The following is a 12,656-nucleotide window of genomic DNA, read 5'->3' as shown; positions in this document are numbered from 1 at the left end:
AATTAGGATTTGTTCAGTTAACCATAAACATTAATCTTCAAAAGCTGCTCTATACTGATAACTTTATAGCCATTATGTTTCGCAAAATCAAGCGTTTGTTTTAATGCTTGAATGGTTTTAACCGATGTATCATGAAACAAAATAATAGCACCGGGTTTTATTTGCGATTGTACACGCTGGGCGATAGCTTGTGCGGATTTGGTGGTGGTATCAAACGAACGTATATTCCAGCCTACGATAGTGTAATTCAATGCTTTAGCCGCCTGGGCAAGATGGGGCGTGGTTACGCCGTAGGGCGGACGGAATAATGTCATTCGTTTGCCGATGACGTTGAACACGCTGTCTTCGGTTTGTTGTAGCTCATGTTTAAAGCCTTGTACACTTTTAAAATCTATAAAAAAAGAATGGCTGTAACTGTGGTTGCCAATGCTGTGTCCGGCGACATCAATTTGTTGCAAAATACTTTCATTACCGAGTATGTTTTTGCCGATGACAAAAAAAGTTGCTGGGGCATTGTACTGCGCTAAGGTTGATAGCACCTCTGGGGTATATTGCTGATTGGGGCCATCATCAAACGACAGCGCGATATATTTATCGACAATATCAGCACAACAAAGGGCAGGCGTAAAAAAGTTAGCTTGGATAGTTATCGAGCCATAGGCGATTAACAACAGAAAAACTACAGCGGGTAGTACCAGCCAAACTAGACTGCTACCGAAAAATACGTGCAATAGGGCTATAAGGCTGATGATAAGGAGAACGCTTGTGCGGGTGGATTTAAAGGTCATCTAAAAGTGTGAAAGGGTTGTCTGAAGAATATGGGGACTATCGTAGAGACGCAAAACTTGCGTCTCTACGATGGCAGTGCGCTTAAGGTTAAACTTTGCGATTATCGTGTAGATTAACCTGATGTCCAACCAGCGGCGAACACGCCAGCGCAGTAAAAATACCCGCCGCCACGGTAAAGCCAAAAGCATGCACAATTTCGGTAGAACTGACTGCTAATAAACCAAAAGCCAGCAATGTCGTTAATGCAGATAGTGTTACCGCGAGTGACGTACTCGCGCGTTTGTCTTCGTTATCGGTAGCGCTAGGACTTGACTGCTCGGAATTGTAAGCCATAAAAAAGAAAATGGCATCATCCACGCCTATACCCAGTACCAGCAATAGTGCGAATAAATTGAACAGGCTGAACAACTGGTCAAACCAGCCCATCATGGCTAATGACACCAGCGTCGCAATAATGGGAATTGAGATGATGGTTAACGCATTGCGCCAACCAAATTTTAGTGCAAAGCCAGTAAAAACCAATAGATAAGCCGCTATGAGCAGCAAACTGACCCGGATTCTATAGCGTGTAAACAATGAAGACAATTGCTCAACCTGATCTACCCAGGCAACACCTTGCAAGTTTTGTAACGAGGATAACGCCGATAAATCAGTGATGCCGGTTAAGGAAACCAAGCTAAGGCAATGCGTTGCATCACAACCCAGCCATAAATTCTGTTTGGCTTCATCAGCTGTTGCCAGCCATTCAGGAAGTGCAATGGATTTGTTTTTGGCATCATTAAACTGTTTGAGTTCGCTAGTTATGGCATTTTTGCTAAAACCCAGCTCCGTCATATAGTACTTCAGCAGACCGGATTGATACAGGGTTTTATGCAGCAACTGGTAATTTTGCTGCTGGCTGTGTTGGTCTGGCCAGTAATTACTCAGGCCTTGGTAAGCCATGAGCTTATGCTGTTGCGTTAATGATTTTAAGTGTTCAAGCAATTGCTGTTCATTGTGATGCCAATCATTGAGATTAGCGCCTGATACTAGAAAAAACTGATTTTCCTGACTGACTGGCAGTAATTGCTTAATTTTATCGGCGGTTTTCAATAATTCAGCAGGTGCTGATTGCAATAGGCGCACATCATCACGCGGTGTCAGTTGCCAAAGTCCACCAGCTATAAAAACCACTGCCAGTGGACAAATCCAGCGTCGATTTTTTAACAGCCACACTGGCCAGTGTTGTTGCCAGTAGTTGGCTACTTTTAAAATGATCGGTTTGTGATCGGGCTTAAAACCGGTCAGTAACAATGGAAACAGCAAAACCACCGTAAGCCACGCAAATAACAAGCCAATGGCTGAAAATAAGGCCACTTCCTGCAAGCCTGGAAAAGGTGAGAAGACTAGCCCTGCGTAACTCAACAGATTGGTTAATAAACCAATCAGCAATCCAGGAAAGATATAACGCAGGCTCTGGCGCGGCTGCCAGTTTTTGGCCCCAAAGCTGTCGCAAACAAAATGCAGGGCATAATCATCCGCAACCCCGATTAAGCTGGCACCGAAAACCAGGGTAATAATGTGTATTTTGCCAAACACCAGCACGCTAATAACGAGAGCCGCAAACAGACCGCTGCCTATAGCCAAAAATGACAGCAGCAACGGTCTTACACTTCTAAACGTCAACATCAGCAAGATAATAATACCTACGCTAGAACCAACGCCAACGGTGGAAATTTCCTGTTTGGCAGAATCTGAGCCTTGCGCTGTAAACAGAGGCATTCCGGTCACCATTAATTCGCCGCCAGCGGTTTGCACTTGCGTGGTGGTGGTTTTTACCAGTGCCAGCAAGGTTTCCAGTTTATCTAACTGTAAATGCGCATCTTCCAGATCGGTGAGTAATAATGCCCAATATTTGTCAGCATCATGCAAGACAACAATGCCTTGTTCCAGGGTTAATTTGATGGGATTTTGGGCATTAAAATAGCGACTGAATATTAACAACGGATCGTGCTCAAGATCAGCCGACGTCATCTGAGCCATTGGGCTGTAGAGAGTTTGCAGATTTTGGCCCAGCAAGTCTTTGGGGTTACTGTTCAGCGTGAGTTGCGTCTGGGCATCCAGCAATTGGTAGCGGTAGGGAAATAATTGCTGATACTGTTTAACCATGTTTTGTTGCGGCATCTCCAGCACAATGCTGGCAAACAGCTTACTTTGTTCTAGCTGCTGTTTAAGCTGTCGCGCATGGCTAATTGCATCCTTAGAACTTGCTGCACCGGTTAACCAGATCACTTTCCGGTTAAGCAGTTCGTTATGTTGCTGTATGGCTTTAGCGATTTCCGGTTGTTGTTCGCTAGCAGGTAACAAGGCTAAAAAACCGGTTTCCAGCCAGTCTTTGCTTAATGCTTGGCTACCCAGTACGCCGATGATTAACATCATCGTCAGCCATAACCACGCTGTTATTTTAGGGTGATAAACGTTCAAAATCGGCTTGTTGTTCTTGGCTTAATTGGTCGGGATGGGTGATTTGTGTGAAGTTAATCTGCGTCAGATTGCCACTGGCTTCCTGGAGTTCCAATTGGCGCAGCTCAGTATCTCCGGTTAAGGTAATGCTGCTGATAACTTTCTTCAATAACGCATCTTTGGGTGTGAGCTGTAACTGCCAGGAGTTTTTTTGGTCTTTTCCTGTTATGTCAAAGCTTTCGGTCAAGCGGTTTAATTCGCCGCCTAATAATGCCTTAAACACGCTGCCAAAAGCAGGTGGTACGGCTTGCTCGCCTTGTCCAGTCAATAAATGCGTTTCATTGATTAACAGTAACGATGGCATTGGCGTTAGTGTTTTCCAGATTACACCTTGGCTGTGATGGTAGGTGAATGTGCCGGTAGACAGCAAGGGTTTTCGTAAGATTTTTAAGCGTTTTTGTTGTTGAAATTGGCCCTGAGCTATGGGTGTTTTTACTAACTGCGCAGTGATTTTCGCTAGTTCATCGTTTGCATAACTTTGGCTTAATGACAGTATGAACAGTAATAATGCTTTTAAGAAAATTGGCATGATAATTTGAATAATAGTACCTGAATTTAAAAGTGGGCATGTCGCCGTGGCTGTATTATAGGTTTTTCTAACGATGCCGAGGAACTTTAGGGATATGGGAACGTCTTATTTGCACATTTCTATTGAATTAATCTGCCTTTTGAGAAATTTACCCTGTCAAATGTAGTCGTATGGGCTATTAATTAATCCTGTATGATGAAGATTAGAAGCTATAAGCTTTTCAATGATTTATTTCCAGAATTTCTGGCAATCCTACCCCACAGGTTTTATAAAATTATGAATCTCATTAAAAAAACAGCATTAACGTGCTTTATGGCTATTTCTTTAATTGCCAGTAGTACGCTAGCCTTTGCAGAAGAAACCGTTAACCCTTCAGCTGCAACTATCAACGAAACTATTGCGCATGTTGAAAGCGCTATCGTCGAAATTAATAAAAGCGATTTTGCCGCGTCTTATTTACATCTAAAATCAGCGCGTGAAATTGGAGCGCAAATTACCGGTAATGATGAAATAGTAAAAAAGGCCAACATTATTGTTATTCAAGGGCAAATTGCTTCTAAAAAAGGTGAAGTTAAAGAAGCAACTGATTTATTGAATGAAGCCTTAAAGCTGTATAAAACATTGTAACTTAGCTCGTTTGTTGCGATGCCTTGGGTGTCGCAACAGTCGGCGTAATATAAGTTCTGACTGTTACGCGATAAAGTCCTGCTAATTGTCGCTCAGTTTGTTGTAGATTGGCTCGGAGTTCAACACTGAATTTAACTGACTAACATCCAATTCATTTTCCCATTTGGCCGCCACCACCGTGGCAACGCCATTGCCTATCAAATTAGTTAAAGCTCTGGCTTCAGACATAAACCGGTCAATACCCAGAATCAAGGCTAACCCTGCGACAGGTATGGTGGGGACACTGGCCAGTGTTGCGGCTAAGGTGATAAAACCACTGCCGGTTACGCCCGCCGCCCCTTTCGAGGTCAACAGCAATACGCCCAGCAAGGTCAATTCTTGCGTGAATGACATCGGTGTATTGGTCGCTTGGGCGATAAAAATAGCCGCCATTGCCAGATAGATCGAGGTGCCATCCAAATTGAAAGAATAACCGGTGGGAATCACCAAACCTACCACGGATTTGGTGCAGCCCAGTTTTTCCATTTTAAGCATCATGCGCGGCAATACTGATTCTGACGACGACGTACCCAGGACAATCAACAGCTCTTCCTTGATGTAGATAATGAATCTAATAATGCTAAAACCAGTCAGTTTGGCTATCAGCCCTAATACTATAAAAATAAACAGCAGGCAGGTCAGGTAAAAACTGCCCATTAATTTAGCCAGCGGCAATAAGGATGCAACACCGTATTTGCCGATAGTAAACGACATTGCACCAAATGCCCCAATAGGTGCAAGCTTCATGATGGTTTCGACAATACCAAACAGTACATGCGACATTTTGCTTATAAAAATCACCACTTCGGTGCCGGTTTCTTTCATCGCAGCCAATGAAAAACCAAACAACAGTGAAAACAATAACACCTGTAAAATCTCGCCTTTGGCAAAGGCATCAAAGATAGTATTAGGAATAATATTTAGCAAGAATTCAACGGTACTGTGGCTTTTAGCCTTTTCGCTGTAGTCATGAATGCCGCTGATATCCAAGGTATTGACATCGATATTCATTCCGACACCGGGCTTTAGCGTATGTACTACGATTAAGCCGATAATTAGCGCCAAAGTGCTAACCATTTCAAAATACAATAAAGCTTTAGCGCCAATACGACCGGCCTTGCCCATATCTTGCATACCGGCAATACCGGTTACCACTGTACAGAAGATAATCGGGGCAATAATCATTTTTATCAGCTTGATAAAACCGTCGCCCAGTGGTTTCATCTGAGTCGCTAAATCTGGATAAAACTGTCCCAATAAAACGCCTAAACTGATGGCACATAAAACGTGTAGGTAAAGCTGGTGGTGCAGGGTTTTAAGGGTCATAAATAATCCGTTATTTTAGCGCAAGGCTTTTTCCCAGCGACTGATGACAGCGGCAGCAATACTGTTGCCGAATACGTTGGTGGCGCTGCGGCCCATGTCGAGAATCTGGTCTATTCCCAGCAACAGCAACAAACCGGCTTCTGGAATATTGAACATGGATAAGGTTGCCGAGATGACAATCAGTGATGCTCTAGGCACACCGGCCACGCCTTTACTGGTAAATAACAGCACCAGCAACATGGTCAATTGGTCTGTAAGTGCCATATCGATACCGTAAGCCTGTGCAATAAACAGCACGGCAAAGGTCATATACATCATGCTGCCATCTAGATTAAACGAATATCCCAGCGGCAATACTAGCCCGCAGACTTTCTCATCGCAACCGAAACGTTCCAGTTGTTGCAATAACTTAGGATAAGCACTTTCGCTACTGGCAGTACCGAAAGCCAATAACATCGGCTCACGAATGTGGCGCAGCAGCGAAAAAATTCTCCGGCCAATAAACAAGCTACTAATACAACCCAACAGCGTACACAGCAGTAACAAGCCAAAGTAGAATTCGCCGATAAATTTGCCATAGGTTAATAATACGCCGATACCTTGCTGGGCAATCACCGATGCCATCGCTGCAAATACCGCAAACGGTGCTGAGTGCATGATATAGCTGGTGACTTTCAGCATGATATGGGACAGGGAATCCAGTGTCTTGACAATAGGCAGCGCCAGATCACCGAGTGATGCACAGGCAACGCCAAAAAACATCGAAAACACTACAATCTGTAAGATTTCATTATTGGCCATAGCATCAATAATACTGCTCGGAAACATGTGTTCGGCAAAGCTTTTTAAAGATGGGGAAACTTGCGGTAGTCCCGTTTCAGCACCCGCAGGAGGTAGTGGTATATGCAATGACGCGCCAGGTTCCAGCATATTCACTAAAAACATGCCCAGTAATAAACTGAAAATGGATGCGGAAAAAAACCAGAAAATAGCTTTAGTGCCGATGCGTCCAACAGTTTGGGTATCGCCCATTTTGGCCATACCCACTACCAATGTAGAAATCACCAACGGGGCAATAATCATTTTTACCAGGCGTAAAAACACCTGAGTTATGACAGTAAAAACTTCGATAATATGTGCTAATGCCGGATGTGCGTTACCTGTTGCGGTATTACCTAGCGTTAAGTAGAGTAGTTCACCCACCATAATGCCGAGTATCAAGGCGATACTCACATACAAGGTTTGGCGATTGGGTTTTTGCGGGTGGTGGTGCGATGGGGCTGTCATGATCTGAACCTTGTTGGTGTCTTTAAGCTTCAGATTATCCTCACAAACTAATCTCGATGCTATAGACGCTTGACCAATGCGGCAATTTTTAACGTGAAATCTGGGTTATTGGTGATGAAAGCAAGTGAAGGGAGTGAACGAAGCAAAACTTATCTTTAACTGGGTGATACGTTTTGCTTCGTTCGGTATGCTATATGGATTTAATGCTGAACAGCTTTGGGTAAGGTTTTGGCTTCTGCAATCCAGTTGGTGACTTGAGTAACTGACGGCGTGGATTTAGCCAGCTTTTTTTCATCGTTGGTTTTTGCCAATGCCAGTTGTAAATTTTCGGCATTTCTTTGCGCTAATTCAGGTACGGTATCTACACCGGCGGCTTCTAAAAGTTCGGAAAATTGGCTGCCAATGCCTTTAATACGGAATAAATCCGCATGATTTACCCAGCCTAGAATATTCTTGGCACTGATTCCAGTTTTAGTGGCAATTTCTTCGCGGCCTTTGGCGGTAGCGCCCATTTCCAGCAATTTGTCTGTAGATGCTATCTCCGCTGCTCTGAGCTTTTCAGCGTATTGTGGGCCAATGCCTTCGATGTCTTCAATTTGTGCCATGAGTGTTTCCTGGGATTAATATTGACTGGTTAGTATAACTTGAACCCACCACCCATTCCAAATTGAAAGAACGCAGAAAACTGAGTGCTCAAGACTTCACAGTTTCAATCAACTTAATATCTTGCTTAAGCATCTCATTAACCAGCTGACTTACATCAACCCCCTTAGCTTGAGCGCATGCCTGTAAATAAATTCTTACTTCATTGTCCAGATAAACGGGTAGATTTAACGTGGTATTCGGACGATAAAATTTACCGCGTATGCCTTTGGAAAAATCATATTCTTCTTTCATGGGTTTTCCTCGTATTGTTGCTGTTCGTACTTGGTGGCTTTTCGTGCTGAAATAAGGCGTACAGTTGCCATTTGTTCGTTATGTTCTTGAAAAGTATGCACCACAACGAGAATGCGTTCGTTGGTGTTTTTACCTAATGTAATCCAGCGTTCTTCAATCCCGTTATGTTCAAAGTCAAAAACAGGGATATGTAGGGCATCTAAAAAAACTTCAGCAGCTTCTTCAAATGTTACGCCATGTTTTTCAATGTTACTTTGTGCCTTATTGGGATCCCATTCAAAGTTATATTGCACCAATTTCTCACCTTACCAAAAAATTCCTAAGCAAATCATGCCCATGCTCAGTCAATATCGATTCAGGATGAAACTGCACTCCCTCAATATCCAGGGTTTTATGGCGCACTCCCATGATCTCATCCATGCTGCCATTGTCATCCAGTGTCCACGCCGTCACTTCCAGACAATCCGGTAAACTGGCTTGTTCTATAACCAAAGAATGATAGCGCGTGGCGGTAAATGGATTATTCAAGCCCTTAAACACACCCAAATTTTTATGATACACCTGCGAGGTCTTGCCGTGCATGATGCTTTTGGCATGAATGATATTGCCGCCGAACGCATAGCCAATGCTTTGATGCCCCAAACACACGCCCAAAATCGGGTAGATCCCAGCAAACTTTGTGATGGTTTCAACCGATACACCGGCCTCTTTCGGTGTACAAGGTCCTGGTGAAATGACGATTTTATCCGGTGACAGCGCCGCTATCTCATCCACAGTAATTTGGTCATTACGCACCACGGTGACATCCGCGCCCAATTCACCAAAATATTGCACCAGGTTGTAGGTGAACGAATCATAGTTGTCAATCATCACCACTTTAACCGCGCTCATAGCAGACCTCCTTGTTGTTCGCAGTGCTGGTCGCCATCAATACCGGCTTCCGCCATAGTAACGGCACGGAAAATGGCACGGCCTTTGTTCATGGTTTCATCCCATTCGCTTTGTGGAATAGAGTCGTAGACGATACCCGCCCCCGCTTGTATGTGTAAAAGGCCATCTTTAATGACGGCGGTGCGGATGGCAATCGCGGTGTCCAGATTGCCCGACCAGGCGATATAACCCACCGCGCCGGAATAAATGCCGCGCTTGACCGGCTCCAGTTCGTTGATGATTTCCATGGCGCGTATTTTAGGCGCACCGCTGACGGTTCCAGCCGGAAACGTCGCCGCCAACACATCAAAAGCATTCTTGCCTGCCTGCAATTGGCCCGTCACATTGGACACGATGTGCATGACATGCGAATAACGCTCGACAATCATCTTGTCGGTCAACTGCACCGTACCGATTTCCGCCACCCGACCGGTATCGTTGCGGCCTAAGTCGATCAGCATTAAATGTTCGGCGAGCTCTTTGGGATCAGCCAACAAATCTTGTTCCAGTTCCATATCGTGTTCGGGCGTGGTGCCGCGTCGCCGTGTACCGGCTATTGGGCGCACGGTGACTTGGTTGTCTTCCAACCGAACCAGAATTTCTGGCGATGAGCCGACGATATGGAAATCATCCAGATTGAGATAGAACATGTACGGCGATGGGTTCAGGCAACGCAATGCGCGGTAAAGGTTAAGCGGCGCGGCGGTGTAGGGTATGGTCATGCGCTGGGATAACACCACCTGCATAATGTCGCCATCGGTGATGTAGTCCTTGGCTTTGAGCACGGCATCTTTAAAGCCCTGTTCGGTAAAACCGGAGATAAAATCGGATTCTTGAACGTGTACCGGATTGCTGTGTTTGGTGGGTTCGGCTTTCAGTTCACGCAGTTGTTTGGCCAGCTTGTTTAAGCGGTCTATGGCGTTACAATAAGCCTTATCTTGTGCGGGATTGGCATGGGTAAGCAACAGCATTTTGCCGGACAGGTTGTCGAACACCAGGATTTCTTCCGACACCATCAGCAATATATCAGGACAACCCAGTTGATCAGGCTTATCGGTGGCACGCAGGCGCGGTTCGATGTAGGCAATGGTTTCATAGCCAAAATAACCGACCAAGCCGCCGTTAAAGCGTGGCAGTTCTTCTATATCCGGTACGTTGTAGCGGGACTTGAATGCTTCTATCCAAACCAGTGGATTGTCGTGAGTCAGCGTTTCCAGCAGCTCGCCATCTTGCTCCACGCGGATGGTGTTGCCGGTGATTTTTATCAAGGTTTTGCACGGCAAACCGATAATTGAATAACGTCCCCATTGTTCGCCGCCGTGGACAGATTCAAACAAATAGGAATACGCGCCATCGGCGAGCTTTAAGTACGCGCTGAGCGGCGTATCCAAGTCTGCCAATACTTCTCGGCTAATCGGGATGCGGTTATAGCCTTGTTCGGCGTATTGGTTGAATTGTTCTGGGGTCATGGTGTTATTTTAATAATTATGGCAATAACTGGATTTAATAAACGAAAAATATCCAACTTTTCTACTGGCTGACATTACAAATCATTTTCTGATATGTCGGCGATTTTCATAAAATGCTTAAGTAGACCAAGTTTTAAATCTTGACTTCCATGTATGGGTATTGAAATACGCGACGGGTTTTCAGGCTTCATATAAACATGATGGCTGCCCTTTATCCGAACCAAATACCAGCCTTGGCTTTCTAAAAGACTTGCAAAATATTTTCCAGAAACCGATTTCACACGGCCAATTCCACTACCTGATCATTTTCGGAAATTTCAACGTGTTCCAAATCGACAGAAAGACAGGCCTCGACTGCTTCATGTAAGTTAATCATCAACTCTTCCATCGTGTCGCCTTGGCTAGCACAGCCTTGTATGGCGGGCACTTCTGCCCAAAAGCCGCCTTCTTCTGCAGGATGTACGATAACTTTTATTTTCATGTCGCTGGATTCTCTCTTTATGCAGAAACACTCATTGGTTGAGCGTCTTATTTAAGCTACTGAATAACTTGTAACTTCAAATCACGTATTTTCATGGCTTCAAACATTTTTACTACCTGAACCAGTTCATTTTTAGCAACGACTAAACGACACTGTTTAGCGTGTTTTTTAGCCACCTTTAATACTGTATTCGCTTGCATGCGATCTTTATCAACTAAGTCACTTGCATTAATTTCTTTGCTGGCATGTAATGCTTCTAAAATTAAAGTGGCAACTTCTTCACAGGTAGAACCCTTATCAATGGCTACGACAGCAAGTTTTATTTTGTAGATAATTAACTCTAAAGCCTCAACAGGGCCGTAAGCTATACGACCTTCATCAACTTCAGCCAGTGCCACCGTGGAAAAAGTACCGGTAGACATTGCAATCAATAACGCTAAACTGACACTTTTAAAAAAAATCATAGCGCCGTCCCCAAGTGATAATTAATACATTTCAACAACAGTTGGAAACTCCGCAAAGATAAAACTGTGCGCTAATTCACCGGTGTTTTTGAAAAACTGCACAGTGCCATCTGAACCACACAACCAAAACTCCTGACAGCCTCTGGCAAAATACAATTCCTTTTTTTCAGTCATCTCCGCCTTGGTATTTGACGGCGATAAAATCTCCACGCAAATTTCCGGCGCTTCCACAAACGGTGTCGAACTCTTGTTAGCCAGCATAAACGGCTTGGAAGCCCAGGCCACATCGGCTACTTTTGTGCCTTCACTGGTTTGTACCGAGCACTCGCTGATCACTGTGCCAGTAGTCATCAATCGGCTTAACAAGGCAATAATTTTTGCCTGATAAATACCGTGCGTGTTAGTCGCCGGACTCATGACAATATTGCCCCATTTATCAGTTTGAATTTTATAGGGTAAATTGGCTAAATCAGGGTTTTTACACAAACTTGCCCAATTCATACGCTATCCTAATCAAGTTTCATTCAAAAAGCTGGGTGGTTTGCTTGCGCGAAACCACCCTACCTATTGCAAGATACTAAACCGCCAACGCCATTTCTGCACGCAGCTCATCAATAATCTTTTTGTAATCCGGCTTGCCAAAAATAGCAGAACCCGCCACAAAGGTATCGGCCCCTGCGGCTTTTATCGCACGGATATTAGACGCATTAACGCCGCCATCAATTTCCAGACGGATATTAAAACCGCTGTCATCAATACGTTTACGCACTTCACGCAATTTGTCCAGCGCAGAATTAATAAACGACTGGCCACCAAAACCAGGGTTAACCGACATCAACAAAATCATGTCAATCTTGTCCATGACATAATCCAGATGGTTTAACGGCGTACCGGGATTAAAAACCAAGCCAGCCTTGCAGCCGTTATCTTTGATTAATTGTAAGGTTCTATCGATATGCACAGAACCCTCAGGATGGAAGGTGATAATGCTGGCACCGGCTTTAGCGAAATCCGGCACAATGCGATCAACAGGTTCTACCATTAAATGCACATCGATAGGCGCGGTAACGCCGTGTTTTCTCAGCGCTTCACACACCAAAGGCCCAATCGTTAAATTAGGCACAAAATGGTTGTCCATGACATCAAAATGCACAATGTCAGCGCCAGCCGCCAACACGTTGTCCACTTCTTCGCCCAATTTGGCAAAATTTGCAGAAAGTATGGAAGGGGCAATCCAGTTTTCGTTCATCTTATTCTCCTTAGCGGTATAAATAAGCCATTATATCTTTTTTTTGCCTTGCGCTCTTCTATACAAT

At 44.4% G+C, this 12,656-nt stretch carries 16 protein-coding genes; 1 reads left to right on the top strand and 15 read right to left on the bottom strand.

Features of this window, described 5'->3' with window-relative positions:
• Nucleotides 1-17: 17 nt before the first annotated feature.
• From ACHZC4_RS12000 to ACHZC4_RS11990, 3 genes are all read right to left on the bottom strand, one after another.
• Complete coding sequence (locus tag ACHZC4_RS12000; protein WP_394754095.1) at nt 18-788, bottom strand: polysaccharide deacetylase family protein; 771 nt, start codon at nt 786-788, stop codon at nt 18-20.
• 88 nt (nt 789-876) lie between these two features.
• Nucleotides 877-3,252: an MMPL family transporter gene (locus tag ACHZC4_RS11995; RefSeq protein ID WP_394754094.1), complete on the bottom strand. Its 2,376-nt coding sequence runs from the start codon at nt 3,250-3,252 to the stop codon at nt 877-879.
• On the bottom strand, nt 3,233-3,820 hold the full coding sequence (locus tag ACHZC4_RS11990) for an outer membrane lipoprotein carrier protein LolA (protein WP_394754093.1): 588 nt from the start codon (nt 3,818-3,820) through the stop codon (nt 3,233-3,235). Before ACHZC4_RS11990 ends, ACHZC4_RS11995 begins: the two co-directional genes overlap by 20 nt.
• Before the next feature lie 276 nt (nt 3,821-4,096).
• Between ACHZC4_RS11990 and ACHZC4_RS11985 the strand changes: the two genes are divergently transcribed.
• Nucleotides 4,097-4,447: a hypothetical protein gene (locus ACHZC4_RS11985; RefSeq protein WP_394754092.1), complete on the top strand. Its 351-nt coding sequence runs from the start codon at nt 4,097-4,099 to the stop codon at nt 4,445-4,447.
• Nucleotides 4,448-4,528: 81 nt separating this feature from the next.
• Here ACHZC4_RS11985 and ACHZC4_RS11980 read toward each other — a convergent pair whose 3' ends face one another.
• From ACHZC4_RS11980 to rpe, 12 genes are all read right to left on the bottom strand, one after another.
• A complete protein-coding gene (locus ACHZC4_RS11980) occupies nt 4,529-5,812 on the bottom strand; it encodes a dicarboxylate/amino acid:cation symporter (protein ID WP_394754091.1) in 1,284 nt (427 codons plus the stop codon).
• 15 nt (nt 5,813-5,827) lie between these two features.
• The gene (locus ACHZC4_RS11975) at nt 5,828-7,099 is read right to left on the bottom strand and encodes a dicarboxylate/amino acid:cation symporter (protein WP_394754090.1); all 1,272 of its coding nucleotides are present in this window, start codon (nt 7,097-7,099) and stop codon (nt 5,828-5,830) included.
• Nucleotides 7,100-7,299: 200 nt separating this feature from the next.
• Nucleotides 7,300-7,704: a DUF4332 domain-containing protein gene (locus ACHZC4_RS11970; RefSeq protein WP_394754089.1), complete on the bottom strand. Its 405-nt coding sequence runs from the start codon at nt 7,702-7,704 to the stop codon at nt 7,300-7,302.
• 88 nt (nt 7,705-7,792) lie between these two features.
• A complete protein-coding gene (locus tag ACHZC4_RS11965) occupies nt 7,793-7,996 on the bottom strand; it encodes a hypothetical protein (protein WP_394754088.1) in 204 nt (67 codons plus the stop codon).
• Nucleotides 7,993-8,289: a BrnT family toxin gene (locus tag ACHZC4_RS11960; protein ID WP_394754087.1), complete on the bottom strand. Its 297-nt coding sequence runs from the start codon at nt 8,287-8,289 to the stop codon at nt 7,993-7,995. The genes ACHZC4_RS11965 and ACHZC4_RS11960 overlap by 4 nt, the downstream gene beginning before the upstream one ends.
• A gap of 7 nt (nt 8,290-8,296) precedes the next feature.
• On the bottom strand, nt 8,297-8,887 hold the full coding sequence (locus ACHZC4_RS11955; RefSeq protein ID WP_394754086.1) for an anthranilate synthase component II: 591 nt from the start codon (nt 8,885-8,887) through the stop codon (nt 8,297-8,299).
• Nucleotides 8,884-10,395 (bottom strand): anthranilate synthase component I, encoded by a 1,512-nt coding sequence (gene trpE / locus ACHZC4_RS11950; RefSeq protein WP_394754085.1) that lies wholly within the window; start codon nt 10,393-10,395, stop codon nt 8,884-8,886. Before trpE ends, ACHZC4_RS11955 begins: the two co-directional genes overlap by 4 nt.
• Before the next feature lie 74 nt (nt 10,396-10,469).
• On the bottom strand, nt 10,470-10,676 hold the full coding sequence (locus ACHZC4_RS11945; RefSeq protein WP_394754084.1) for a type II toxin-antitoxin system HicA family toxin: 207 nt from the start codon (nt 10,674-10,676) through the stop codon (nt 10,470-10,472).
• On the bottom strand, nt 10,673-10,876 hold the full coding sequence (locus ACHZC4_RS11940; RefSeq protein ID WP_394754083.1) for a type II toxin-antitoxin system HicB family antitoxin: 204 nt from the start codon (nt 10,874-10,876) through the stop codon (nt 10,673-10,675). Before ACHZC4_RS11940 ends, ACHZC4_RS11945 begins: the two co-directional genes overlap by 4 nt.
• Before the next feature lie 56 nt (nt 10,877-10,932).
• Nucleotides 10,933-11,340, bottom strand: a complete 408-nt coding sequence (locus tag ACHZC4_RS11935) for a hypothetical protein (protein ID WP_394754082.1) — start codon at nt 11,338-11,340, stop codon at nt 10,933-10,935.
• 21 nt (nt 11,341-11,361) lie between these two features.
• Nucleotides 11,362-11,841, bottom strand: coding sequence for a Uma2 family endonuclease (locus tag ACHZC4_RS11930; protein WP_394754081.1), 480 nt, complete (start codon nt 11,839-11,841; stop codon nt 11,362-11,364).
• Between the two features lie 76 nt (nt 11,842-11,917).
• On the bottom strand, nt 11,918-12,589 hold the full coding sequence (gene rpe, locus ACHZC4_RS11925) for a ribulose-phosphate 3-epimerase (protein ID WP_394754080.1): 672 nt from the start codon (nt 12,587-12,589) through the stop codon (nt 11,918-11,920).
• Nucleotides 12,590-12,656: the final 67 nt, after the last annotated feature.

The sequence above is a fragment of the Crenothrix sp. genome, from assembly GCF_043729335.1.
GTDB lineage: Bacteria > Pseudomonadota > Gammaproteobacteria > Methylococcales > Methylomonadaceae > Crenothrix.
This window is presented reverse-complemented; position numbering and strand designations above follow the sequence as displayed.

Excerpts from the sequence above, each read along its gene's own strand:
- ACHZC4_RS12000 (WP_394754095.1), bottom strand. The coding sequence starts at position 788 with ATGACCTTTAAATCCACCCGCACAAGCGTTCTCCTTATCATCAGCCTT.
- ACHZC4_RS11990 (WP_394754093.1), bottom strand. The coding sequence starts at position 3,820 with ATGCCAATTTTCTTAAAAGCATTATTACTGTTCATACTGTCATTAAGC.
- ACHZC4_RS11985 (WP_394754092.1), top strand. The coding sequence starts at position 4,097 with ATGAATCTCATTAAAAAAACAGCATTAACGTGCTTTATGGCTATTTCT.
- ACHZC4_RS11980 (WP_394754091.1), bottom strand. The coding sequence starts at position 5,812 with ATGACCCTTAAAACCCTGCACCACCAGCTTTACCTACACGTTTTATGT.
- ACHZC4_RS11975 (WP_394754090.1), bottom strand. The coding sequence starts at position 7,099 with ATGACAGCCCCATCGCACCACCACCCGCAAAAACCCAATCGCCAAACC.
- ACHZC4_RS11970 (WP_394754089.1), bottom strand. The coding sequence starts at position 7,704 with ATGGCACAAATTGAAGACATCGAAGGCATTGGCCCACAATACGCTGAA.
- ACHZC4_RS11965 (WP_394754088.1), bottom strand. The coding sequence starts at position 7,996 with ATGAAAGAAGAATATGATTTTTCCAAAGGCATACGCGGTAAATTTTAT.
- ACHZC4_RS11955 (WP_394754086.1), bottom strand. The coding sequence starts at position 8,887 with ATGAGCGCGGTTAAAGTGGTGATGATTGACAACTATGATTCGTTCACC.
- trpE (WP_394754085.1), bottom strand. The coding sequence starts at position 10,395 with ATGACCCCAGAACAATTCAACCAATACGCCGAACAAGGCTATAACCGC.
- ACHZC4_RS11940 (WP_394754083.1), bottom strand. The coding sequence starts at position 10,876 with ATGAAAATAAAAGTTATCGTACATCCTGCAGAAGAAGGCGGCTTTTGG.
- ACHZC4_RS11935 (WP_394754082.1), bottom strand. The coding sequence starts at position 11,340 with ATGATTTTTTTTAAAAGTGTCAGTTTAGCGTTATTGATTGCAATGTCT.
- ACHZC4_RS11930 (WP_394754081.1), bottom strand. The coding sequence starts at position 11,841 with ATGAATTGGGCAAGTTTGTGTAAAAACCCTGATTTAGCCAATTTACCC.
- rpe (WP_394754080.1), bottom strand. The coding sequence starts at position 12,589 with ATGAACGAAAACTGGATTGCCCCTTCCATACTTTCTGCAAATTTTGCC.